Annotated in this window: 19 protein-coding genes and 3 pseudogenes; 9 read left to right on the top strand and 13 right to left on the bottom strand. The window is 58.6% G+C overall.

The genetic code is table 11. The features are described 5' to 3' along the window. Positions 1-22: 22 nt before the first annotated feature. The 3 genes from U5782_RS29475 to U5782_RS29465 are packed head-to-tail and all read right to left on the bottom strand — an operon-like array spanning position 23 to position 2,953. On the bottom strand, positions 23-757 hold the full coding sequence (locus U5782_RS29475; RefSeq protein WP_322047385.1) for a superoxide dismutase: 735 nt from the start codon (positions 755-757) through the stop codon (positions 23-25). A 34-nt stretch (positions 758-791) separates the two neighbouring features. Next, entirely contained in the window at positions 792-1,976 is a 1,185-nt protein-coding gene (locus U5782_RS29470; protein ID WP_322047384.1) for a chromate transporter, read from the bottom strand. Continuing rightward, positions 1,973-2,953, bottom strand: a complete 981-nt coding sequence (locus tag U5782_RS29465) for a chromate resistance protein ChrB domain-containing protein (RefSeq protein ID WP_322047383.1) — start codon at positions 2,951-2,953, stop codon at positions 1,973-1,975. The genes U5782_RS29470 and U5782_RS29465 overlap by 4 nt, the downstream gene beginning before the upstream one ends. Before the next feature lie 170 nt (positions 2,954-3,123). Here U5782_RS29465 and U5782_RS29460 point away from each other — a divergent pair. Together U5782_RS29460 and U5782_RS29455 are read left to right on the top strand one after the other, a co-directional pair. Further along, a pseudogene (locus U5782_RS29460) lies at positions 3,124-3,354 on the top strand (EamA family transporter); the annotation flags it as partial. 683 nt (positions 3,355-4,037) lie between these two features. Next, a complete protein-coding gene (locus U5782_RS29455) occupies positions 4,038-4,778 on the top strand; it encodes a DUF1571 domain-containing protein (RefSeq protein WP_322047382.1) in 741 nt (246 codons plus the stop codon). A 1,254-nt stretch (positions 4,779-6,032) separates the two neighbouring features. Here U5782_RS29455 and U5782_RS29450 read toward each other — a convergent pair. Then, the gene (locus U5782_RS29450) at positions 6,033-6,266 is read right to left on the bottom strand and encodes a hypothetical protein (RefSeq protein WP_322047381.1); all 234 of its coding nucleotides are present in this window, start codon (positions 6,264-6,266) and stop codon (positions 6,033-6,035) included. Between the two features lie 71 nt (positions 6,267-6,337). Beyond that, the gene (locus U5782_RS29445; protein ID WP_322047380.1) at positions 6,338-6,667 is read right to left on the bottom strand and encodes a hypothetical protein; all 330 of its coding nucleotides are present in this window, start codon (positions 6,665-6,667) and stop codon (positions 6,338-6,340) included. 351 nt (positions 6,668-7,018) lie between these two features. On the opposite strand from U5782_RS29445, the gene U5782_RS29440 reads away from it, so the two are divergent. Both U5782_RS29440 and U5782_RS29435 read left to right on the top strand, forming a co-directional pair. Beyond that, positions 7,019-7,489 (top strand): hypothetical protein, encoded by a 471-nt coding sequence (locus tag U5782_RS29440; RefSeq protein WP_322047379.1) that lies wholly within the window; start codon positions 7,019-7,021, stop codon positions 7,487-7,489. 132 nt (positions 7,490-7,621) lie between these two features. Continuing rightward, positions 7,622-8,380: a TerC family protein gene (locus tag U5782_RS29435; protein WP_322047378.1), complete on the top strand. Its 759-nt coding sequence runs from the start codon at positions 7,622-7,624 to the stop codon at positions 8,378-8,380. Positions 8,381-8,454: 74 nt separating this feature from the next. Here the strand turns inward: U5782_RS29435 and U5782_RS29430 are convergent, their stop codons facing one another. Beyond that, entirely contained in the window at positions 8,455-9,912 is a 1,458-nt protein-coding gene (locus U5782_RS29430) for a sensor domain-containing diguanylate cyclase (protein ID WP_322047448.1), read from the bottom strand. An 863-nt stretch (positions 9,913-10,775) separates the two neighbouring features. On the opposite strand from U5782_RS29430, the gene U5782_RS29425 reads away from it, so the two are divergent. Further along, on the top strand, positions 10,776-10,940 hold the full coding sequence (locus U5782_RS29425; protein ID WP_322047377.1) for a hypothetical protein: 165 nt from the start codon (positions 10,776-10,778) through the stop codon (positions 10,938-10,940). 22 nt (positions 10,941-10,962) lie between these two features. On the opposite strand, the pseudogene U5782_RS29420 reads toward U5782_RS29425, so the two are convergent. Beyond that, a pseudogene (locus tag U5782_RS29420) lies at positions 10,963-11,784 on the bottom strand (GGDEF domain-containing protein); the annotation flags it as partial. Between the two features lie 548 nt (positions 11,785-12,332). After that, a pseudogene (locus tag U5782_RS29415) lies at positions 12,333-12,690 on the bottom strand (NUDIX hydrolase). Positions 12,691-12,877: 187 nt separating this feature from the next. Here U5782_RS29415 and U5782_RS41675 point away from each other — a divergent pair. Both U5782_RS41675 and U5782_RS29410 read left to right on the top strand, forming a co-directional pair. Then, positions 12,878-12,991, top strand: coding sequence for a hypothetical protein (locus U5782_RS41675; RefSeq protein WP_415914427.1), 114 nt, complete (start codon positions 12,878-12,880; stop codon positions 12,989-12,991). Positions 12,992-14,441: 1,450 nt separating this feature from the next. Next, positions 14,442-15,845, top strand: a complete 1,404-nt coding sequence (locus U5782_RS29410) for an acetate kinase (RefSeq protein ID WP_322047376.1) — start codon at positions 14,442-14,444, stop codon at positions 15,843-15,845. 45 nt (positions 15,846-15,890) lie between these two features. Here U5782_RS29410 and U5782_RS29405 read toward each other — a convergent pair whose 3' ends face one another. The 5 genes from U5782_RS29405 to U5782_RS29385 form a co-directional block, all read right to left on the bottom strand. Next, positions 15,891-16,604, bottom strand: a complete 714-nt coding sequence (locus U5782_RS29405) for a hypothetical protein (RefSeq protein ID WP_322047375.1) — start codon at positions 16,602-16,604, stop codon at positions 15,891-15,893. Between the two features lie 8 nt (positions 16,605-16,612). Beyond that, the gene (locus U5782_RS29400; protein WP_322047374.1) at positions 16,613-17,299 is read right to left on the bottom strand and encodes a C39 family peptidase; all 687 of its coding nucleotides are present in this window, start codon (positions 17,297-17,299) and stop codon (positions 16,613-16,615) included. Positions 17,300-17,302: 3 nt separating this feature from the next. Next, complete coding sequence (locus tag U5782_RS29395) at positions 17,303-17,800, bottom strand: hypothetical protein (RefSeq protein ID WP_322047373.1); 498 nt, start codon at positions 17,798-17,800, stop codon at positions 17,303-17,305. 202 nt (positions 17,801-18,002) lie between these two features. Then, positions 18,003-19,250, bottom strand: a complete 1,248-nt coding sequence (locus U5782_RS29390; RefSeq protein WP_322047372.1) for a hypothetical protein — start codon at positions 19,248-19,250, stop codon at positions 18,003-18,005. A 2,052-nt stretch (positions 19,251-21,302) separates the two neighbouring features. Next, positions 21,303-21,713, bottom strand: coding sequence for a helix-turn-helix domain-containing protein (locus U5782_RS29385; protein ID WP_322047371.1), 411 nt, complete (start codon positions 21,711-21,713; stop codon positions 21,303-21,305). Between the two features lie 579 nt (positions 21,714-22,292). Between U5782_RS29385 and U5782_RS29380 the strand changes: the two genes are divergently transcribed. Continuing rightward, positions 22,293-23,249 carry a universal stress protein gene (locus U5782_RS29380; RefSeq protein ID WP_322047370.1) on the top strand — a complete coding sequence of 319 codons (957 nt, stop codon included), beginning with the start codon at positions 22,293-22,295 and terminating at the stop codon, positions 23,247-23,249. A 27-nt stretch (positions 23,250-23,276) separates the two neighbouring features. Further along, positions 23,277-24,518: an MgtC/SapB family protein gene (locus tag U5782_RS29375; protein WP_322047369.1), complete on the top strand. Its 1,242-nt coding sequence runs from the start codon at positions 23,277-23,279 to the stop codon at positions 24,516-24,518. Positions 24,519-24,565: the final 47 nt, after the last annotated feature.

The raw sequence follows: 24,565 nt of genomic DNA, 5'->3' as shown, positions 1-24,565 counted from the left end.
CTGCATCTGCGCCCGGTGACGCTCACGCAGCGACGTGCGACTGCATCGCCACCTGAAGTCTCAGCGCCGCGTTGTCCCAGTTGAGGATGCTGAACAGCTGGTTGACGTATTCGTTGCGGCGATTCTGGTACTTCAGGTAGTAGGCATGCTCGAACACGTCGAGCACGAGAATCGGCTGGATACCCCACGCGGTGAGTTTCTGGTGGTTCTCGCACAGCAGGATCATGAGCTTGCCCGTCGCCGGGAGATAGCCGACCACGCCCCAACCCGAAGCCTCGGTCGCAATGGTCGCAGCAGCAAGCTGGGCCTTGAACTTCGCATACGAGCCGAAATGCCGGTCGATCGTTCTGGCGAGGTCGCCGCCCGGCTCGCCGCCCTTGCCGGAAATGCTCGTCCAGTAGATCGTATGCAGGATATGGCTGGATAGCTGGAACGCCAGTTCCTTCTCATAGAACTTCACAAGCGCAAGATCACCGGTTTCGCGCGCCCTAGCGAGGCCTTCCTCTGCCTTGTTCGCCGCCGCAGCGGCGGGCTTGTGATGGAAGTTGTAGTGGAGTTCCACCGTACGGGCGTCGATCACCGGCTCGAGTGCATCGTACGCAAACGGCAACGGTGCCGCGGCGTAGTTACCGTCTGCATTGACCAGTCGGTCGGTAAAGCCCGGCGTACTGGCAGCGTGAACCATCTGCGCCTGGGCCAGCATCATGCCTGCCCCCACTGCGGCGGAATCATGCAGAAACGTGCGACGCGTCTTCATTTGCAATCCTCACAGTTTTCGTGGGCGCACGCGGTTAGTGGGCGTGCAGATGGACAAGCGGATAGAGAACGAGACCTGTCAGGGCTGCGGCCACGACGATAACCGGCTCCGGGAGTTTCTTCACCCGCCAGAGCAGCAGCGCAGTCACAAGCGCCATGAGCGCGGTTGGCCAGTCGATGATCGAGCGCTTCGCGATCACAACGACCGAGCCGGTAATCGCTCCCACGGCGGCGGCGGTGATGCCGTCGACGAAAGCCTTGATGGCCGGAAGCCGCCCATACTTCTTGAAGTACGGCGCAGGCAGCACGGTGAACAGGTAGCACGGGATAAACGTCCCGAGGGCGGCCACGCACGCGCCGGCCAGCCCCGCGACCAGATAGCCGATGAAGCCAACCGTGATGACCACCGGCCCCGGCGTGATCATCGCGACGGCCACCGCGTCGACAAACTGTTTCTCGTTGAGCCAGTGGTGCTCGGTCACCACACCACCGTACAGAAAAGGCACGATCGCAAGGCCCGAGCCGAACACGAACGCGCCCGCCTTCGTGAAAAACAGCGCAAGCTCACCAAGCAGCGGCAGATTCATCCCGCTCAGCGGGCCAGCGAGTGCCGGCAACTGTGTCGCGGCAAGCGCGTTGACGCCGCCTTTGCCAAGCCATTGCGGCGGCGCGCGGCGCAGCCAGTTGACGACGCCACCGGCGATAAAGAGCCACGCGATTTCGGACTCGGTCACGACGGTCACTGCCGCGAGTATCAGGAAAATCGCCCAGAGCAGCCGGTCTTTTCCCAGGGTCTTCGTCGTGAGCTTGTATGCGCTCATCGCAATGATGCCGACCACGGCCGCGCCGACACCGTAGAACACGGCCTGCATCCACGACAGACCGCCGAAATGTGCGTAGGCCCAGCCCAGCGCCACGACCATCAGGAACGATGGCAGCACGAAGGCGAGACCGGCGATCGTCGCACCCAGCAACCGGTAGTGCACGAAGCCGAGATAGATGCCGAGCTGCGCCGCAAGGGGGCCCGGCATCATCTGCGCGAGAGCCAGTCCTTCCCGATAGTCCCCTTCGGTAATCCAGCCTCGCTGCTCGACCAGATCGCGGCGCATGTAACCGACCAGCGCGACCGGCCCACCGAATCCAATCGTGCCGAGCTTGAGCATGTAGAGCGCCATCTGGCCCAGGCTGTAATCAGGCGCGTGCGCGGTCGTGGTGCTCATGAACGCTTTCCCGTGTCGCGGGCTTTCTCGGTCGCAGCGAAATGCGTGTACATCGAGTCGAGGACAGGGCTCATGTCATCGAGCAACTGGTCGTCGTCAGCCGCCCGCTCACGCGTGCCCGCCATGATCGCCTCGAAACCCACAGCCTCCGGCACCGGCGCGCCGCCCACATCGAGCGCATGAATCATCGCGCCAAGCCGCATCAGCGCAGGATCCCGCTCCAGGTCGAAGCTCGCCAGCAACACTTCGAACGTGACCCGTTCCCCGACATGCGTAAACGCTGCGCCGTCGAAATCGAAGCCGAGCGCGTCTTTCGGGCAATCGTCGGGCGACGGCAGCCAGATGAAGCGGGCCTGCGTATCGATAAACCGCCGGATCAGCCAGGCGCTTGCCACGCGATCCACCCAGAGCCGGCGGCGGGTTGCCCACGTGCGCGCCTGATAGTCCTGGATGGGTAGCAGACGGATTGCGCCGTCCGCCGCGTGAGGCTCGCCAGGCGAGAGCACGGTATCGACATGGGCCAGGAAATCCTGCCAGGCCACCTCCGCGCGCGCGGTCGCTTCCCCCGGGAAAAAGTCGATCGCGACAATGGTCTCGTAATCCTTGCGCAGGCGCCGCAGGAGCTTTGTCAGATCGTTGGCGGACTGCCCGGAAACGGTCTTGCGCGCGTCGGCCAGTGCCCTTATGAAACCGTCGTACTCGTCGCCCAGATCAAAGAGCCCACGGAATTCCGCATCCTGCGAGGCATCGAGACTGGGAGCGCGCAGAAGGTGCGCTGCACCACCACTCTCGCCGATCGCCGCGGCGAGCTCGCGCAGCATGTCTTCCCCTTCAGCGCGGTAAGGCAGCAGATAGATACCGTCGCGCAATACCGCACAACCTTTCGCCTTCAGAGTTCGCCAGAAGCGCATGCGGGCGGTCGCGTTCCCGGTGGGGAGCGTCAGGACAAGAACAGACCAGGTCATCAAGGTTTTCATGTAGAAGATGCTACTTTCATGTAGCGAAATCTACAAGTTAACTTTACGAGCACGATGCCGAATACAAGCGAAGTCGATGTCATCCGGTCGTGCCAGTGCGCTCGGTACATTGGCGGTCTGTGATGCCCAACCTGCAGAAAGCGATTTTATGAACGACCCGATTCAGCGCAATCTTCATCGCCCTTGCCGCGGCCTCCCTCGTCAGCGGCGCGACACCGCTTGCCAAAGCCCTGCTTGGCTCCATGTCGCCGTTCATGGTCGCCGGGCTTTTTTATCTGGGCAGCGGCCTCGGGGTGGGCATCATCCTCAGGCGGCTGCGCTCACCCGGTACACAGCATGAGCATCACGGCATCAGCCGGGCCGAGCTGCCGTGGCTGTTCGGTGCCATCGCGGCCGGGGGGTAGCGGCGCTGGCGCGCCACGGTACCTGCTTGGCCCCTCATACCCTCCCCTCCCACTTGTTCGGCTTTTTCGATATGGGTGAACAGGCCCGTTGCGTTTCGCCTGAGCCGCTGTGATCGGCGAACCATAGTTGCATGGCTCTCTTTCAGTAACACTACCGCGATAAGGACGCCGCTTGAGGCTTAACAAAACGGAGATGACGTAGTCCGCCAGAACAGACAGGGATCCACACTGCCCCGAACGAAGGAACCTTGCTGACCACACGGAATAGGTATCGCCCTTAGTCCGTTTACCCGTTGAGCCTTTTGTGCCACGACATGGACAATCCCAACGTTCACTCGTACAGGTTACTCATCGTCGGGGTCATGTCGGCAAGGGCCGAGCCGCTGCCTCTTCGCTCCGATCTTCCGTGATGACGCCACGTGCCGAAACTTCGTAATCGACAACCGTCCGACCGGCTGCACGAAGGCAAGGAATCGGGTCGCGCATTGACACTCGTCTGGCGAACAGCGCTGGTCTTGCTCGCAATGTCCTTTCCCGTCCCTTCAAGCGTTGCCGATCAATCCTCTCACGCTTCAGCACCCCAACCGGTCACGACCAGCGAATGCGGTGCAATCCTGGAACACCCGTCGCTTGTCACGCACGCGGATCAATTCAGATGCCTGACTGCACACGATCAGGCAATGGCCCTGCAAGCCGATATTGAGGGCCGCGCCTTGCTACCGTTATCAGACAGGCAAATTCTGTCGCTCATGGCGGCGATGAAACCTGATGCCTTCGTCGAGTACGCCCGATCCGGCATGATCCCGAACAACACCTACGAATACAGGATGCGCCGACAGGAGCGTATATCTGGCCACTGGCCCGAGCGTGCGGATCATGTTGACATCCGCTACGAGGATACGCCCCGAAAGGTCTACGCCAGATGGCTTCCCGATGGGCAGCACGCCGGCCAGGAAATCCTCTACGATGAGACGCGCGCCCCGGATACGCTCCTGGGGCATCCTGGCGGCCCCTTGCGAATCATCTCGGCCGAAATCCCGATCGATAGCATCTTTGCGCGTGCCCAGTCGCGCCATAGCGTGCGAGATTTCGGACTGCAATTCGTCACGCGCACGATTGAGCACGATGCGCGCAGCTTTCGTGAAGAAGGACTATCCGAAAAGCCCGCACATGTGGAAATAATCACGATGAATGGCATCAGGTTGCTCGCGTGGACTTGGTCCGCGACATCGGGTCCACCCAACCATTACGCGCAAACCGTCCGGCTTCTGTTCGATCTTGTTCACACATGGCCATGTGACGAAATCGCGTGGAATGAACGCGGAGAGTTGCTGGAACGCATTCACTTCGAAGACATCGAGCCGCGAAGCTGGGATGCGACGTCTTTCAGTCGTCACAACCCGGATTTTGGCTTCGATTGACCACCGAATCGGCCCACACTGCATTTCACGGCAAGTTTCGTGGGCCTGCCAATGAACGAGACTTGTTTTATGCTCAGGTCGGCCAGCTCGCGCCCGCCCGACACCGTTGCGCGATCGCTCGCCCCCACTTCGTTTTGAGCGAATCTCCGTGGTATCTGCAAGGGAGATTCTCCGTGAGACGAAAGTTTGAACTCGACTTATCGTTACACCGATCGAGGAGAGTCCAGTTCACAGATGATTGAGACTCGGTCGATAGAAGCAGGCACTAGGTAGTGCTCGGCGACAACCTGCCATTCAGCGAGCGGACAGACTTGCCATAGGAACGACCGCGCTACTCCGCTACCGGCCATTGCTAGTGTGCAGCAACGAACGGCTCAGATGGGTCGATATGACCCATCTGAGGGTCGGCTGTTTAGACGATGAGCCCCCCTGCACCACATCATGAACGGCTACACGGTGTCGACCTGGTCGCCTGTCGAATCTAGACATCTCAGATAATCCGTCTGGGTACATGCAGCAGCAATCCAGGACGACGCGCAGGACACCGGAAGCCCAACTGTCCCGGATGGTGGAAAAACATCTGCTCGTATGACGCGATGAGGGTGAGTCGCCAGTCGGCGCGTTCGATCCATTTCGCGAGCACCTGCGCCGAGGCGCATGCGCCATAAGCGAAAGCCACCTGGCTGATATGCTGGAGTCCGACATTGCGCTCGATTACGGCATCGTCCCGCTTCGCTCGCCACTAAAAGCCGACTTCCCGCGGCAAGCGCGCCGCTAGGAACCGCGTCGCAGATCCAACCAAGGTCGCACGCCCCGCATCGAGTTGCACCGTGCCACTTACCTTGCGCGCAATGCCAGTCGCTCCATCGCAACGCCCAAACCTGACCTCCGAGGGCGCCTGCAAAAGCACGTCCGGTGCGTTTCCGCATCATGTTTGGCGAGAATCAGACCGCCATGGGGGCCTCGCCTCAGAAGGCTCATCGAGCGTCGCCACATTGACCCTGTCGGCGGACGCGATCCTGCACACCCGCGAAGCCATCTCCGCCACATTCGCCACGACCACCTCTCTCTACCCTGTCCTCAACCGCGCCAAGTCTTTCTCGGCGACGAACGCACGCCCTTCACACTCGTCGGCGCGATGACGTCACAAACGCGTTCGCCCTGCGCAAGCCTCGCCGCGCGCACCGGGAACCACGTGGCTGCCCATGGAGAGCACAGGCGAATGACAGGAGAAATTTGAACTACTGGGCGGCACTATTTCTCAGAGCGCATCGCAGGATGGAGCGCTTCCGCCTTTTCCTTGCCGACTGCCATGGCGGCGACGCTTGCGAGGCCAGGATCAGGCGCATTGGAACACATGCCTTCGAAGATAGGGACCGCATTCGGATCGTCGGCTCGCGCAACCTTGTAGCGGCCATACCAGACGCCGCTTGATCTCCGGCCAATGAGTGTTGTCACCTGAAAATGACCCACGATCTCAGTTGCCATACCGATCTCCTCTCCTCGAAGAGCGGAAATCGTAGCATGGTCAAATTGCGGCGATCGCACTCGAATCAGCTTTACGAACTGGCATCCGATCGGTGCTCACTGCGCGAGTATCTTGTCCCCAGAATCTGAATAGCGGTACGCCGTATCCGCGCCGTGGGAGCGTAAATGATGAAGCGATCTCCCTTTCGCGCGCGGGCTAGTTGGCCGCCCAACTGTTGCTCCACGTCGCCAACGAAACTAAGCACCATGACGTGAATTTCCCCGCTGGCTTGAACGCCATCCAGATCGCTCAGTTTTGTAACACCTTCACCACTTCGAATTTCAACCGTAACCTCCGACTCATCCAGGACGCATGAAAAAACTGCTTCAACGTTGTTCAGGCGTGCATTGTCGATGCCCATCGCCTTCTCTCAGGTTTAGTTTTGCTCTAGCTCGGCTGTAAACTGAATTCCTCAGACCACAGTAGCTCAACATTCGATCCCTTTCAACATGAAAGAATAGTCCCGTACTTTTGCAAACGTTTGCGACAAGATTCCGAACGATTTAAACCCATATCGCATAAAAAGCCTCCTCGACAGGTTGGCAATCGCACTTCCACAGTTTCGGTGTGCCCGATGCGGGAACAGCCACACAGCTCCCATACAATGGCGTTCGCTGAGGTACCTGGGCGGTGCTGTGATGCCCTCACACCGGCTCATAATTGCATCGTTCTTCCATTCCAGGAAACCGTGGTACTCCCGTTGGAGGACGACATGGGGTCGCGTAAGCTACAACCGAAGAAAGCACTGTCCAGACGCACACGGCAATCTTCCCGGCTCTATCTGCCGCTGGACTCAACTAGCGCGAATCGAGAGGCACTACGAATCCGGATTGCGCTGGAACGCGCACGCAAGGGAAACGCCGACCGTGCAACGCTACATTGCCTGGTCTACACCACACTGCTTGCAGAACTCCTTTGCCATTCCACAGCGCGTGAGTCACTTTCGTGTGATATCGCCATGGCGAAAGCAGGCCTGGCAGCATTGCTCGAACAAGCACCTACAGACTGCACATATGAGTTTTCGAGCGACCTGATGTGCGCGCTGACTGCAACCGTCAACGAGCACGAGCGGCAATTGCTTGCAGTCCGTCTGGGTACAATCGTTGAAGCTACCGAACGCCTTGAGTCTCGTCTGCGTCATTCACCTTCTCTGATGAATCTCCTCGTGGTTAGTGCGCTCTGAGAAGCTGCCGGAGATTAAAATGGTGTGGCTTGCCCGCAATACAAACGCGCAATGCCTGTCGGATGCGCTTGACCTGTGAACCTCGCTCGTCTTGCTATCTAGAATCGATGCGTCTCACATCCGGGGAGAGTCATGGAGAATCTTTTCGCGCTTGCGGCAGATCCTGCAATCTGGGCTGCTCTTGTGACGCTGGTCGTGATGGAAGTCGTACTTGGCATTGACAACCTGATCTTTATCTCTGTCCTGACGAACAAGCTGCCACGCGAACAACGGGCGCGCACCCAGCGCATCGGGATACTTCTCGCACTCGCACTGCGGCTCGCACTACTTGGCACAGTCGCGTGGATTGCGCGCCTCACCGAGCCGGCATTTAGCGTCTTTGATCATGACTTCTCATGGCGAGATCTTGTACTCGCAGCGGGCGGCTTGTTCCTCGTCTGGAAGGCAACAACGGAAATTCGCCATCAGGTCACGCCATCCGCTCATGAGGGAAGCCCAGGAAATCCTTCGGTCTCCACACAAAAGGCGCTGACGTTCGGCTCAGCGCTCGGTCAGATCATCCTGCTCGATATCGTATTTTCCATCGATAGCATCATCACGGCTGTCGGAATGACGGAGCATCTGCCGATCATGATCACCGCCGTCATTGTGGCTGTCGGTGCAATGATGTTCGCCGCCCAGCCGCTCTCGCGCTTTATCGAGCGGAATCCGACCATCGTGATGCTTGCACTAAGCTTCCTTCTGGTTATCGGCATGACCCTGATCGCCGAAGGGTTCGGCACGCATGTGCCCAAAGGCTACATCTATGCGGCGATGGCATTTTCAGCTTTGGTGGAGGGATTGAATATGCTGGCGCAGCGAGCAAGAAACGGCGGGCGTCAGGCCAATTGACTCCGCTTCGTCGTTCTACGCGATTGGATAGCCAACGGGCACGGTTACCTGTGCGTAGTTGCGGAGTTGAAGTGTCAGGTCTCTTCCGAGAGTGACACCCGGTTTCGGCCACGCGATTTTGCGTAATACAACGCCTCGTCGGCGGCCTTGATCGCCGCACTCAAATCATCATTCGTACCCGGCACGCGGCTGACGACACCGATACTTGCCGTCACCCGCCCGTACTCGCTGGTTGCATGCTCGATGCCACAGCCCGAAATCGCCCCTCGAATTCTTTCCGCAATTTCGGCGGCACCCGTCGTCGACGTTTCAGGCAACACCACCACAAACTCCTCACCGCCGTAACGTGCCGCAGTATCGGCAGGCCGCCGGATGCTTGCGCTGATGCAACGGGCGACCGCTGTCAGTGCATCATCCCCGGCCTGGTGGCCATAGGTATCGTTATAGGCCTTGAACCGGTCAATATCGACAAACAGCAGCGACATCACGCTGCGGTTTCGCCTCGCACGACGCCATTCCCGTTCAAGTATTTCGCCAAGACTGCGTCGGTTGTTCAGGCCAGTCAGCCCGTCTGTCCTCGCCAGCAACTGCAGTTCGGATTCTGCACGCATACGTCGACGCAGCTGGATACCCAGCAATATCGACAGTGCCACGAAGGCAGAGCCAAATGTGAGCATCAGCGAACCAATGAGCAGCGTACGATGCCACCATGCGGCATAGATATCCTGCTCGGCGGCCGCGACCGTGATGATCAACGGATAGTGGGGAAAATTCGAAAACCAGTAGAGACGTCGCGTCCCGTCAATCGACGAAGTCTCACTGAAACTTCCCTCCGTCGCAGTCTGAAAATGGGCGAATGTACTCGCACCCTTGACGTTCCGACCAATGTTCCGGGTGTCATAGGGCTGCCGCATGATCATTACACCGTTACGACTGGTGAGTGACATCGTGCCGCGCGGGCCAAGTGACAACCCAGCGAACAGATTATGGAAGTACTCGATATTGATTGACAGCAGCACGATCCCGGCAAACGATCCATCGGAGTGGGATAGCCTTCTTGTCAGGGCGATGCTTGACCCGCCCCCCAATCGCACAGGATCACTGATATAAAGGCCAAGATCAGGATGATCCCGGTGGACGACAAAATATGGCTGGTCGGAAAAATTACCCTTGTGGGGGGTATCGTGCGCTGAGTCGAGGACGATATTGCCCGCAGCATCAAGGACGAGCATCGACCCAAGATATTTGGCGCTCACCGCGCGGTCAAACAGTACCAGTCGTCGCAAACGGGGAGGCAACGCCGTCACGTTCGGATCGCTGAGGACGTCAACGACCGCCTGCAGGGACAGTTCATAAAACTCAAAATTGCGTTCGATGTCCCGCTGCGCGATCAGGGAGATGTCGCGCAAGGTGTCGCGCGTGTGCTCCATTGCATCTTGCCGCCCCTGATACAGGACGATCCCACACAGCCCTACCATGATCATCGCAATTGCAGCACAGACACCGACGATCAACGAAGAGGTCGATAGCATGCGCTGGAAGCGCAATGCGAAATGGTTGTCCGGGTTCGTCCGCGTTCGGATCATCTTGTAGTCGGCCTGATTACCTGTTCGCTGCGCCGCCGCTGGCGACACTATATGTCCGCACCGCTTGTGTCCGCACCGCTCCCGATTGCCCCTCAGAAAGTGCATTCGGAATAGGATCTTCTGAATTCGCACATGGCTGTGATCCAGTCAGGTGCACAATCTGCCAGAGTGCCGCCCGGTGCGCGGGGCATGGTCAACCCGACTGAGCACCGCCGATTACCTCATCGGTCCGGCGTCGCGACAGCATCTATTGTGCGGGTAAGAAGATCAATTGCCTACCGCAAAAGACGAATGATTGACTGCTTCCGACGGGCCGCTGCCGTCCGGAGTTCGCGCGCACAGTACAAGCAGTGGACGTGTCATTTGCGCCAGTCGCCACGGCGCTTACGTGATAGACGCTACGAAGCGTGCCCTCGGGACTTGACCGCAGCCGGCGCAACGGGACCGCAGTAGCGGCGGAACGGAGGACCTGAAACTGTATAACGGTGCCGACGCCGCCACTGTCGACGCTGGGAGCAGGCAATGCGCATTGCAGCGCAATCGCGTGAGCCCGGGAAATCTTCATCCGGATTCGGGACAAGGGCCCGTTCCGCGGCAACACCGTCCACCTCTTCTACGAACACGGGAAAGTGGCCACACGGCCGAACACGCTGACGAGCGTGCGAATGGGAAAAAGCAAAGGCTACTGCTCGAAGGACCAGCGAGAGGGCCCGAGTGAGCCCAATATCGATACGTCGAGACATGGGCGGTTTCAGGATAACAAATGATCCGGGCACCGTTGCCCGACTGGCTTCTATGGTTTGTCTGAATTGAATGACAAACTCGACGACATCGCACACGTCAACAACGCCGAGTTGCACCTTGCCAATGAACTGAAATCGTCAATTCAGGATCGCGCTATCGCCGTCCGCAATCTGGCACTTCTGCAGGATCATCAGGAAGTGCTCGGAATGCTCAAGGCGACGTTGCGTTGACAGTCCCGTGTGCCACATGCCCTCAGAGTGGCTCATACAGCGACACCCGGCTGCGGCCGCCCGCTTTTGCGTAATACAGAGCCTCATCGGCGGCCCTGATCGCCGCACCCAGATCATCTTCCGTTCCTGGCATCCGGCTGACCACACCGATACTGGCCGTGACGCGTCCGTATTTGATGCTCGCGTGTTCAATACCGCATCCTGCGATCGCGCCACGGATGCGCGCTGCGATTTCGGCTGCACCCGGCGCCGATGTCTCCGGCAATACGACGATAAACTCCTCGCCGCCATAACGCGCCTCTGTGTCTGCTGGTCGCCGGATGCATCCGCTGATGCAGCGGGCAACTGCGGTCAGCGCATCGTCGCCTGCCTGATGACCATACGTGTCGTTGTAGGCCTTGAACCGGTCGATATCGACAAAGAGCAATGACATCACACTGCGATTGCGTCTTGAGCGGCGCCATTCGTGCCGGAGTATCTCACCAAGACTGCGCCGGTTGTTCAGGCCAGCGAGCCCATCGGTTCGTGCCAGTAACTGCAGCTCGGACTCTGCTCGCATACGCCGACGCAACTGGACGCCCAGCAGAATAGATAACGCCACAAAAGCCGATCCAAATGTGAGCATCAGTGAGCCGATGAACACTGTCCGACGCCACCACGCGGCGTAGACGTCCTGCTCCGCAGCCGCCACCAGGATGATCAGCGAATAGTGCGGAAAATTCGAAAACCAGTACAGGCGGCGCATGTGGTCAATCAACACCGTCTCGCTGAAGCTTCCTTCGGGTGCGGACAGAAAATGCTCGTAGGTACTCGCTTCCTTGATGTCTCGACCGATGATCCGGATAAACAAGCAACATTTGCCTGTCCGATGCCAGCATGGAAAAAAAGGCCGCGCGAGGCGGCCCAAGGTTCTGAATGTGAGGGCCGGTTCAGAACCTGAGAGATATGGCGCCACTCCCCTGAAGTACAGGCGCCGTAACCGGGAAGAATGAGAACTGTATAGCGGCAAACCTTATCTGTTCCTTAAGTACATTTACCAATTCAAGACAACGAATCCAGTCCGCATAAGGAACAGAAGCGACCTGAATAAGGGCGATCGTCCTGGGCAGTGGACGCGCTTTGCGATTGCCTCTGCGGGCCTTTTTATCCAGTCTCACAGGAAGATGCCCCACCCGTTGAGCTGCTCCACTGTGCACTTCCGGCCTCGGCAGCAACCGTTCAGCATGGATCATTTCAGGACGCTCCCCGGCGCCACGCACTGGTTGGAGCACGACGCTCAAACACAATGGCTATCGATCGCAGCCTGTGCCTGCTGGGCTACCTGATTTGCATAGCCCGCAAGCCATCAGTCTGCTGCCCAGTCGAGGCCAGATCGCGAAGCGTAGGGGTGATCTAGTGGTTGAACAGAAGATTGACGATCGCACGGGTCGGCACGCTGGTCACCAGCGCGGTCACCTTGCGGGGACGAAACCACTGGCATCGTTGTATTGCGCTATGGGCACCGGCCGGGCATCGCCAGGCAAGACTGGAAAGAACACGTGGTGACGCTTGTTCAATCCGCCAAACTGGAACAGGTACCAAATTCGCTGCCGTTGAGTGTTGTCTCCTCCGCGAGTTCGCGCAGCGCCGCGTCCACTGGCGTCTCGCCACGATGGATCGTACCGCCGGGCAGCGACCACCGCGATCGCCCCCGCTCGACGAGAAGAATCCTTCCGTATTGCCAGCACACAATGGTTGCTCTCTCTTTCATGCTTTCCGGTTTCCGCACTCATGGTGGCTCATTGCCCACACTGGCGCTGGCGCCTGACGGTTGAGGCACAGAACGGGCTCCGGGACATCGATCCCAGAAAAAAAGCGCCTGCGTTGGAGCCTCTGTCTCGATTTGACCTGCCGTCATCGCGGATTCATACGACAAAGAGAACCCAGATTGACAAGTTATCGCTGCCAGTGACGGAAAACATCAATTGACCTACAAGGGCCGTCCGCTGTATCGAATCGCGCAAGACAAACAGCCAGGCCGGGTGAATCGCGACGGATTCAAGGGGATGTAGCATACCGTGAAGCCCTGAAGCAAATCGCTGCGTGTTCAAGTCTCCCGTCTATTCCGGCTCATCATTCCGACGTCCTGCCTTCGCAGTGTGCGTCAGATTCCAACAGCGCTGTCCTGGCAAGGGGCTCGCGCGCGTTGAACGAGGTGAAACACGTGGGGCGACAAATTTGACGTCAGGCACCAGGTGCCAGTGATGTAGCTGTTCCAGTGTGCTCGCAGTCTCCCATCATTTTCCGATGGTCGCGGTTCACTGTGTAATACGACCAAGTCGCTGGCTGTTTGGACCGCAAGAGGAGCACGATGTCGTTATGCGGGAGGTGCCGTCGTGAAATCTGGCTCTGTCACTATCCGTTGATTGCCAGAGGCGCTGCGCTGATGTTCCCAGTCAGGTGCGGCGGCTCGGGAGACTCCATGTCGTTTGCCCCGTCGCTGTTAAGGGAACACCGTTATGCTCCAACGGTGCGGTGGCTTCCGCTGGAACGGATCTTAAGATTGCGGACAACTAGATGAAGCACAATGTCAATCCAGTCTCTCTCGCCAGATATTCCTATTCATCAACAGAATAAGTAATCCTATCGATATCAAGAATTTCTCAACCTGCAATCGTTATCGCGACGGAACCCACGAATTCGCTCCTGAGTCTTGCACCCATACACAGGCTCCCACTGGTTCACCACTTGAGCGCCTCCCCATACACCGAGATGAACGATTCCCAAGCTCTCTATCCATGCCTGCACAACGGAGTCGCGTCACATTGATGCCGGATGCCTTCAGGATCACATTCAGGTTGCCGCAAACTTATCCCGAGGACGTTGTCGATGCCTCGCTTTTGACATCATTGCAATGATCGACAGTTCCTCTCAGGTTCGCTTTCGTTTGCCTCACTCCACATAAATTGCGGGATCTACCCAGCCTTTTCTTCAGACACTCACCACACCAGCTCTTAACGAATGCAGCTATGGGGGGAGCATCGCCTGATCAATGAAACTGGGGGCCAACCTTCACACGTATAGAGCAAATACAGCGCCCTCCAACCGCTCTCCTTCCTGGGACGCCGGCAACCGCTATGACGCGGACACTTGAGAACCGTGCCGATGCCCACAGACGACATCGCGCACGATGAATCCTTGGTCTTACTTTTTACGGAACCCTTGTACACCATCGCGACGAGTGTCAGTGGCTTCGCGAACGTGAGAGTTTCGGATTCCTCGGGGTATCGCGGATGCTGGAAATTAGAGCGCTCCTGCACTAGGATCTTGTTAGCAAGATACGGGTTATTTGCCGATGCATTCGCACACGGGTTGGTCGTTCTTCAACGCTGGTGCATTGCGACATGTCTTCAGGGTTCTTGCCCCTCCCCAGCACTTGTGACATAGCCTGTCTGGTCGTTGGCGTTGGTCTGCTTTTGAAGTGAATAGCAGTAGAACTGCAAGCCTGACATGGAGAACCCCATGAAGTGCATGCAATTTCGACACATACGCGCCATTAGTTACGCTGCGCTCCTGGCATGCAGCGTCGAAACACATGGGCAGTCGCTTGAAACACAGGCCGCAGACACTGACCAGGCGAACATAAAAGCTCTGCGCAACGAAGTCGATCAGCGCCTCAAGGAGCTCGAAGCGCTCAAGCGCAAGCTTGCCGACGAAGAGGCAAACTTTCAGCAACTCAGCCGCAGACTGAATGCTGGCCAGCTTGACACCAGGCGTGCCACAGGCGGCACAGATGTCAACGGTATGCCAGTGGGAACTGCGGCAACGGGTGGCGCGACCGCCGCCGTGCAGGCTGTACAGGCCGACGCCGCCGCACAAAGCGACCAGAATGCAGGCTCCAATGCCAACAATGCAGCCCAGCAAGGCACTCCGGCCACGCCGGTCGGCCAGGCCCCCGTCGCGGACACGCGCCCGCCTGCTGTCGCGCCGATCTTCGACCAGCCCGGCGTGCTCACGCCACGCCATTCGTTCGTCGTCGAGCCGTACTTCCAGTTCGGCTATGCGTCGCAAAACCAGATCTCGCTCGTTGGGTACACGATCATTCCTGCGCTCCTGATCGGACTCATCAACGTCAATGAGGTGAAGACCACGACACTGACCGGCGGCGTCGCATTCCGCTACGGGATCACAAACCGGATGGAGTTTGAAGTCCGTGTCCCGTACGTGTACCAGACCAACGACGTTGTAACGCGCGAGCCCTTCGCCGGCACCGCTGCAAACACCGCGATCAGCAGCAGCGGACACGACATCGGCGATGTCGAAATGACGCTGCGCTATCAGTTCAATCAAGGCGGTCCGGACAAGTTCTACTACGTTGGCTGGCTACGCTTCAAGACGGCTACCGGCAAGAGCCCGTTCGACGTCGTAACGGATTGCGTCGCGTCGTGTGTTGCAAGCACGACCGCCAACACAGGCCTGCCGCTACAGCAACCGACCGGCTCAGGGTTCCTCGCGATCCAGCCAGGCCTCACATGGCTATTCCCGACCGACCCGGTCGTGTTTTTCGGCAACTTCAGCTACCTGCACAGCTTCGGGAAGGACGAAAGTCTCACCCTGCTCAACGGTGTGACGGAGGCCCTTGGCAAGATTCAGCCGGGCGACATCTGGGGATTCAATATCGGCATGGGCCTCTCGTTGAACGAGAAGGCATCGGTGAGTATCGGCTACGACCAGAGCATCGTATTGCCGACCTCGCAGAACGGCCAGACTGTTCCCGGCTCGGTTCGCGTCGTCCTTGCTACGCTTCTGATTGGCTATTCGTACCGCCTTTCGCCGAAGACCACGCTCAACTTCTCGATCGGCGCCGGCCTCACACGCGACACGCCGGACCTGACGCTCACGCTGCGTGTGCCGATGTCCTTCTGACCACGTCGAAACTCACGCCACCGCGACAACGATGCGCCAGCGCGACTAGCGAGGACGCACCGCGCCGGCGAGCGCACTATTCATCGTCGAAAGGAAGTTCATCGCCTTGTACGCGCCAAGCGAGTTCACGCCCGCATTGATGGTTGTGAGCGCCTGTATCTGCTGGTTGCTCAACGAGTTCTGGATCACCGAGCCAGTCAACGCTGGCAGCGCCCCTTGTTGAACGGAGTTGTGTGGTCCGACCTGAAGAAGCGCTCCGGTATTCGCACTCGCGAGCATTTGCGCCTGCTGGGCCGTCATGTTGGCGATATCCGGAATGTTGAAGCTCGTCTGCGCGACGAGGTTGCCGTTCACGAACGCCGCCCGCGATATGCCGAAAGATACAACCAGACCGGACGGCAAGTCGAACCCGCCACGCATGTCGTCCAGCCGGTTCTCGCTCACCGCGACGACATCGGCTGACGCCCACGCCGGATCGGCAACATCCTCCCGGGATTCGCGCGCGGGCGGCACGACGTCCGGATCATCCGACTGCGTCGCGTCCCGCGTGTTTTGCGGCTCCATTGCCGCGACGTGTTGCAGGGGCTGGACTTCGTCATCCGTTGCCTGCGCGACGTCTTGCGGCTCGTCCTGTATCGTCGTGACCTGACCAGTCGCGGTTGCCGGTGAATCGCTGACGGCTGCCCATGTATCGAGCGAAGACATGCTGCCACAGAATACTGTGACAACGCCGGCCAGTTTGAGGTGTCCGGATTTCATCGTTATCCTCAGAATTCACCTGGACCGAGTTTCGGTACGACCACGTTGAACAGGCTGTCATGCGGAATGCCGGTATAAAGCGGCGCCTCGGGCGCGACATGCCAGTCACGTGCATCGTTGAAGCTCGCCATTTGATGCCTGTTGTGAATGACGAATACTATATGATCCTGCCACTTCTCCTCAAAACTTTCGCGCGACATCGCGCGTGTGCCGGTGGCGGGATCGCCGACCAGCACGCGGCCATTGCGCACGCCTTTAACGACGACGAAGTGATGGTAGCCGTGTTCGACGATCAGAACGATTGCAGGCGTCTTCGTCTGGTTGAGCTTTTCAAGCGGCACTTCATAGCCATCAGCTTCAAAGCCGCGCGACATCAGGAAAGTCCGGATATCGAGCAGCGAGAAACCTTCCCGGCGAATCTTGTCCTGATTGCCGTTCTGGAACATTTCAATGAACGCCTGCTGCTCAGTCACCGGATATTCGTATTGATACGTCAGCAGTGTTGCCACAGCCGCCGAACCGCAACTGAAGTCATATTGCTGCCTGATGGTCCGCTTGAATCGGGCTTCCTTCAGGCTCGTCACATGCAGTGAGTAATACCCGCCCGACGGGTCAGTGACGTCAATGGGATCGGCACGCGCTACCAGCAAACAACTGCTGAACGCGATGGCGAGAAAAGCTACAACGTTCTTCATCGCCTAGTTCCCGAAGCGCACATTCAACACTGTCGCGTTCTGGATCAGCACATTCGAACCCGTGTTCTGGATGACCGTCGGCAGGCCGCTTGAATTCGCGAACGATCCGTCGCTGATCGTGTTCGATCCCGTCACCACACGGTTCGCCACGTTATCCGCAACCGTGCCGTTCAGAAAATTCTGTCCGATCAGCGCATCGCCGCCTCGCAGGCCGTCTAACCGATCGGAATTCAACGCAACCCCGAAGCTCGCGTCGTTACCCGGCTGCGTGGCCGTCGTTGACGTCGTCAAGGCCGCTTGAGCAACCGGTGAGGAACTATCCGCAGCCGCTTGAGTTGAGGTTGTCGCACCGACCAGCGCTGCACCCGGCTCGCGGGCATTTAAGGCTAAAGGCGGCGACTGCGATTCGAGCGTCTCGGCTGCAACCACATGAGGAATCAGGCCAGACAGCACAACCGCAAAAGGCGTGACCAGCTGCGCAAACCATTTTTGCGCTTGCATGGTTGTCTCCTTGCCCTCGGTGCGACGCAACGCAGGCGGCACAGAAGGTTTGATAGCTGCTTGTTTCGTCGTGCGAACTGCAGCACCGGTTTCAGCGAAATCAGGCTAGCCGCGTCGGCACGACAACGGAGCGACTGCCGTGAAGCGCAACTGCGCACCTCACGGCAAATCGCACGACCTACTTCAACAAGCTCGATCCCGCCTAATGGCCGACGGTCAGGTTAGCCTGAACGGTCACTGCCTGCTGGATCAGCGAGGCCATACCGCTGTTCTGGCTCATCACCGTGATGCCTGCTGCCCCTGACGCGGCGCTACCCATGGTGTTCGACATGTTGAACGAGCCCGCATCGACAGTTACAGCTCCGCCTGCGCCACCTGCGCCGCCAACTGCACCGTTGCCGGTGCCACCGTTGCCGGTGCCGCCCGCGCCGCCTGTGCCCGCTGCACCGAGCGCGCCACTGCCGGCGGTTGCGCTACCGTTGCTGGCCGATGTCGACGAACTTCCATTGGAAGCGCTGCCGCCAACTGCCGAGCCTCCCGCGCCGCCGTTGCCGGCATTGGCGGTTGCTGTGCCGCCTCCACCACCGGTGGACGTACTTGCTCCGCCGGTGCCCGAGCCTGCTCCGCCAGAAGCCGTCGCCGAGCCCGCCGAGCCCGCGCCGCCAGTACCGCTACCGCTACCGCTACCGAGGGCTGTGCCGGTGCCGGAGCCGGCACCACCACCGCCGGCCCCTGTGTTGGTCGCCGTGCTCGCGCCAAGGCCAGCCGTGCCAGAGCTCGCTGATGAGCTACCCGCACCACCCGTGCCCGAACCTGAACCCGAACCGCTGCCCGTACCGCGGCCACTCGCGCCACCACCCATGCCGACCGAGTAAGACGTTGCGCCACCGCCTTTGCCTGTTGCGTTGCCACCAGAGGAATCAGCAGAGCCGCCCTTGGTGTGAGCATAAGCATTGCCGCCATCGGCACCCGTAGCAGCGTAGCCGGAGCCAGCCGTAGCGCTGCCATTCGTGGAGGCACCCGCGGTCGCGCTGCCGTTCTTCGCGCTACCACCGCTGCCGCCACTACCGCCAGTGCCGGAGCCGCCGTTGCCGCCCGTGCCGCCTAAGCCGTAGCCGTCTCCGCCGCGACCGCCTTTACCGCCGTTGGCGTTACCCCAATTCTGGGCGACGTTACCGATGCCGGAAACCGAGACGCCGGACACTGCGCCGTCCAGTCTGCTGAGCGCAACAACCTTCGTACTGTTGTATGCGTCCGCGATTCCACCTTCGTTCGCATTGCTGCCTGTAGTACTTTGCTGCGCTGACGACGCGCTAATGCTCGACGAGTTCGATCCGATATCGGTGCTCTGGTTACAGGACGAAGAACCGTCCTGGCATGGGTTTGCCATTGCGTAGCCGCTGAAGCCAAAGGCGAGGATCGCAGCGGACGCCAGTATTGTCTTGCGCATAGGAACCTCCTGTTGAGCCGGGGGTGGGTTGGCAACGTGCACCAATCCGCCGCCCCAGTTGCATAGGCAGTGCCACGCACACAAATCATTGAATAAACGAGGGAAATTTTGATTGGCGGGTATATGATCGCGCGTGTAAACGCTTCCACCTGAGCCTTTTGTTTCTCAAATGCAACATTGAAATGGGCATTGCACCCGTTTCAGCAGATGGCGAGACCGTTTAAATTATTTGAATTCAGATTGATACACGATCTTTCTAATGTAGATTCGAGAATTTATAAAACGTAACTGCTTTGATGCACAAAAAAATAGAGTCTGGGCCTATTCATTTATTAACAGGTTCAACTTATCGCCACCAAAGCCTTGCCAGCGCTATCTCCGGTAGCTTTTGGCCACGGCTGGCAGATAAAAAAACGACCCGACTGAACATAGCGAAAACGTATCTTTTTCGCGCCCCTCATCAAAACTATCCATTGAGCGTTAACTAACGATCAATTAAATGAAGATTGAAGATAACATGAAGTATACGTTTTGCACATGTGTATTTTAATCCGATCAATTATGCACTCTATTCGATTCCGCACATTTCAGAACATCCCATTCTGAAGTTTCCGCATTGCACGAAAATGCGGGGCTGTGCCGAGCTTCGACGCGTTCAGAAACAAGAATCAAGTACGGTCGATATGGGAAGTACCACTTATGTTGCGAAGTCGCGGAGTTGGTCTGCGACGCACGGTTGTGTTGCGCAAGCAAGCTTCATCCGCCCTATCGCCCCCCATGTGTCTCACTTCGATGCCGGTCAGAAGGATCCGGCACGCGCAGCAGCTCGATTGCCTGGCAACGAGCTGTCTTCAGGCGCACCGGGCCTCCCTGGCGTCAGCGACGGCGCATAGGCCATATACTCAAAGCCCGGCTCAACCCAATGCCGGCACAGACCGTAGCGACAGGGAGTCGAAGTGCCGTGCCTCGACGAGTTGGAGTCTCAGGCTCACGCGTATCGCCGCTCATTGTTGACGGCGTGGCTGGACAGCAATCGAGCTCGCGAATTGCATCACTGTGCTAAATCTTTGCAACCCGCACTCCGCGCGAATATGTCTGATTAAATGGCCCAACGATCAACCGCTGGACGGCAGCTGGTCAGCAGTCCGTACATTCGGTCGCATTGTGGGCTCTTGACCTGAAGCGTCGACGCAGACTCCGGAGGCATGAAGCAGGCATCGCTGATGTACCGCAAAACACGTTGCGGCCTGCCCCGCAGGTTGTGGGAGCGCTTGCCCGGTTGTACTTTTCACACACGTGGTCGATTTCAACTGGCAGCCGAAGTGTCAAAGCTCGCGGCTTTCCCGAATTCGGACGTCGCTACCGCGGACTGAAGGGCAGCAAGGCCAATATGGAGTGTTCCTGTTGCTCACCCCATCGCTTCTACATGGGCACATGCTTGCCCTCATTGGGCTGCACCTGGCTGCGGCACTGTTTCATCAGCACATTCTTCGCGACCGCGTCGTCCAGCGTATGAAGCTGTGAGCGATCCGCTCATTTGTGGTTAGTCCCTACATTGTCATCGCGGCCCTACGCTCAGGCGTTAGGGCAATTGAGGCAAGACATCGCGCCTTGCCTTCCTCCACAAACGGGATCCCTCAGGTATGAAAAAGATCATTCTTGCCACCATGGCGTCCGTCGCGATGCTCGCAGCAATAGCTCCTGCATATGCCTACGACCACCATCATCACCCTGTATGACACAAGGTGCGCGTGCATCATCATTGGGAAAAGCGTTGCCATTGAACTGCCATCGATCTCGTGGCCGTGAAACCTCATGGCCACAGTCCTGTTGAGCACAGCGCGGCAAATTACTCGACCACGTCGGTTGGCGAGGCATACAGCGAGCACATATGGTCACGGCGCATCTGCCGGCAATGACATAGCGCCATTGGCCCTTCGAGATACGGCACAAAAAGCGCACGTCGGTTTTTGCATCCCCGCCCACCGGACCCGCTGCCTCAACCTTGCGAAGCAAACGTAGACCTTAAATCTGATCCAGAGCGCAGAAAGATCACCCTGCCCCTTGGCGTATCCAATGCTGAAGCCCATGATCGCGAATCAGGCGGTTGATATGGGAATAGGAATAGCAGATCTGGAATTCCCGCTCGATAAACCGCTGGACCATTGTGTTTGTCCAGCAATCCCCCGCAAGGCCAACCCTGTCGGGGCGCTGCCGAATTGAGTGAATCACGCGTGCGAGGTCCTCAGCGGTGAGACGCGGTCTGCGCCCGACGTCACCCATCTGCGCCAGGGCTTGCGCGCCCCCCTCTGTAAATGCGCTCGCATATCGTCGTGCTGTCGCTGCGCTCAAATCCAGTGCCGCGGCGACATGTGCGATGCTCTTCCCGGCAGCCAGCATCCGCGCGGCATGCTCACGGCGCCCCGACCAGCGGGACCCATCTCGTTTTTCGTCGGCGCTCATGGCCACTCCCTCCCTGAACCTCCGCCGATGATCTCTCGTTTTCTTCGATGACACCATCAGGACTGAATCGAATTCAATCTCAATCCGACAACGGCCCCGGTCACGGCGGATGGCGCCCCGCTCAGATGGCGAATGCACTCCCCCGCTGGCATATCGAACACCGCACCGGCACAGACAGCGTCAAAACCTGGGCAACGTCTGTCGCGTACATCACTTTCAAAATTCACAATCCTGCTTTCATCATTTAGGGGCCGATCTGCTGCAGATTGCGGCCAGTCGCCGAGAGGAAGCTCACTTTAGCGCATCCTCTGCCATAACTCACGGCGCCCCTAACACAGCCGACAAGGCATGTCCCAAACAGCCTTGATTCCCTTTGCCACACCCCAAAAGCACGTCTGTCCCAGCGCCGAGCGAATCATTTTGACGCCACGCTTAAAGTCGGCCGCGCGCAAAAACTCGCCCTATATCCGTCGATCGAGCAATCGACCACTCAAAAAGCGTTCAGTTGACCTCTGTCAATCGTGGTGCGGCATCTGCGTTCAATGTAGACGTACGACTTGTCTACCGATCGAGACAGCGATGACCACCCATGCGAATGACTCCATGTCGCTACCAGTGATTTCAAACATCCTGGTGGCGGTCGACGCCTCGCCAGCATCAGCTGCCGCCCTTCAGTATCTCCGTTCGCTGTTGCGATCAAATATGACCGTGCATATCGTGAGCGTGGCCGAAGACCCACGCTCGTTCGCCCCCTTTGGATCATGGACGGGCCAGACTTTAGACTCTGCGAGAAGCGAACTGCGGCGGGATGCTGAAGAGTCTGTCAACGCAGCGCGCTCATCACTGGATCAGTGCGGCGCGCGCGTCGAAGGAGAAGTCATTGATCTCTGCAAGGAAGGCGGCAACCTCGTCGAGGTACTCGATGAAGTCGCCAAGCGCTACGCGGTCGACCTGGTCGTTCTCGGCAGTCACCAGCATCGACGCCTGATACGCTGGGTGCTCGGGGAAGTTTGCGCACCATTCACGCATTTGCTGCGCTGGCCCGTGTTAATCATCCCAGCAGGGTACGAACCAAATGCCGATGAGCGACCCTCGCGCATTCTGTTCGCCACCGATGGAAGCAACGAGTCGCTCGCTGCTCTCCCAATTGCGGCTCGACTTGCTACACGGCGAGCAAACTGGCGAGTAATCTACGTAGTCGACCATCTTCTGGCCTTTGGCACAGGAAGCGTTGAGACCCGTCTCGAGGAAGCGCTCAGAGAGGTCGGAAATGTGGCCATCGCAAACGCGCACGCCAAGCTTGTTACCTATCAACAGGGCGGATGGCATATTGAAACTGCCGTACTCCGAACTACCAGTTCATTTGATGACATCCCGCACGCACTTAAGCGTGAAGCACTGCGATGGAACGCACAGCTACTCGTTGTCGGGACACACGGGCGCCGTGGTTTGACGCGCTGGTTACTCGGCAGTGTCGCGGAGCGCATGACAAGGCTAACTTCCAATCCGATGTTGCTTGTACCGCCAGAAACGTAGTCGCATGCGACTAAAGAAAGCAACGCCATGAACGCGCTGAACGCCGAATACATGCCTTTTGCGGTTGCACTCGGCATCGGTCTTCTCGTAGGCGCTGAGCGGGAACGTCGAAAGGGGACCGGGGCAACGCGAGCGGCTGCAGGCATCCGCACGTTCGTTGTCGTTGCCGTAGTGGGTGCGATCAGCATGCGCCTGGGCGGCACGCTGCTCACGGTCGCGTCAACCTTGGCGTTGAGCGCACTCAGTACAGCGGCGTACCTACGACCAAGCGACGATCCGGGACTCACAACTGAATCAGCAATGATTGCCACGTTGTTGCTGGGCGGGCTCGCCGTTGTCGACGCCACACTGGCGGCGGCGCTGGGAGTGATCCTGACAATCGTGCTCGCCGCCCGCTCACAACTGCATGATTTTGTAACGTCCAGACTGGGACGTGAAGAAGTCTTCGATTTGCTAACGCTCGCCGCGTCTGCCCTGGTTATCCTTCCGATGCTGCCCGATCGCGCTGTCGACATCTTCGGCGCCATCAACCCGCAGACCGTATGGCGATTCGCTGTGCTGGTAATGTTGATCAGCACCATGGGTCACATTTCCCAGGTTGCCATGGGGCCGCGCATAGGTCTCGCGTTCGCCGGGCTTCTGGGTGGTTTTGTTTCCAGCGTTGCGACAATCGCCGCAATGGCACGTCGAGCCAAAGCGTCTCCTGCCACCCCATTGCCAATGGCTGCTGCAGCCGCTTTGTCCTCCGTAGCAACACTCACCCAGCTATGCGCGGTCGTCGGCGTCGTATTCAAACCCCTGCTGCTCCCACTCGGTCCGTCGCTCGCTGCCGGCACCATTGCGTCGCTCGTCTTCGGTCTTGCCGTGACATGGTTCGCGTCCCGAAGTCCGGCCCAGGAGGCAATGGTCGTTGGACGCGCAGTCGATATCAAGGCCGCCTTGATCCTCGCTACATCGCTCATGATGCTTACGCTGGCCAGCGTGCTGCTAACGCGTTGGCTTGGTAACACGGGGATTGCTCTCACCGCAGCTGTCGGCGGCCTGGCAGATGCCCATTCCACAGCAGCCACCGTTGCATCTCTGGCGGCTCAATCGCTGATTACGCCAAAAGAGGCGGTTCTCCCCGTTCTCATTACGGTAACGTCGAATGCATTGACGAAATGTGCGGTAGCGATTTTTCTGGGCACCCGCAAATTCGCGGTGATCGTGATATCCAGTCAAATATTCATCGTCGCAGCTGTCTGGGCAGCTTGGACCATCGAGCACTAACCTGAATTCAGGCCACTTGCGCAAGGCACACACAACACACGCATTCA

Source organism: Paraburkholderia sp. J67 (assembly GCF_905220265.1).
GTDB lineage: Bacteria > Pseudomonadota > Gammaproteobacteria > Burkholderiales > Burkholderiaceae > Paraburkholderia.
The sequence above is the reverse complement of the archived record's forward strand: the minus strand, read 5'-3'. Positions and strand labels throughout refer to the sequence as shown.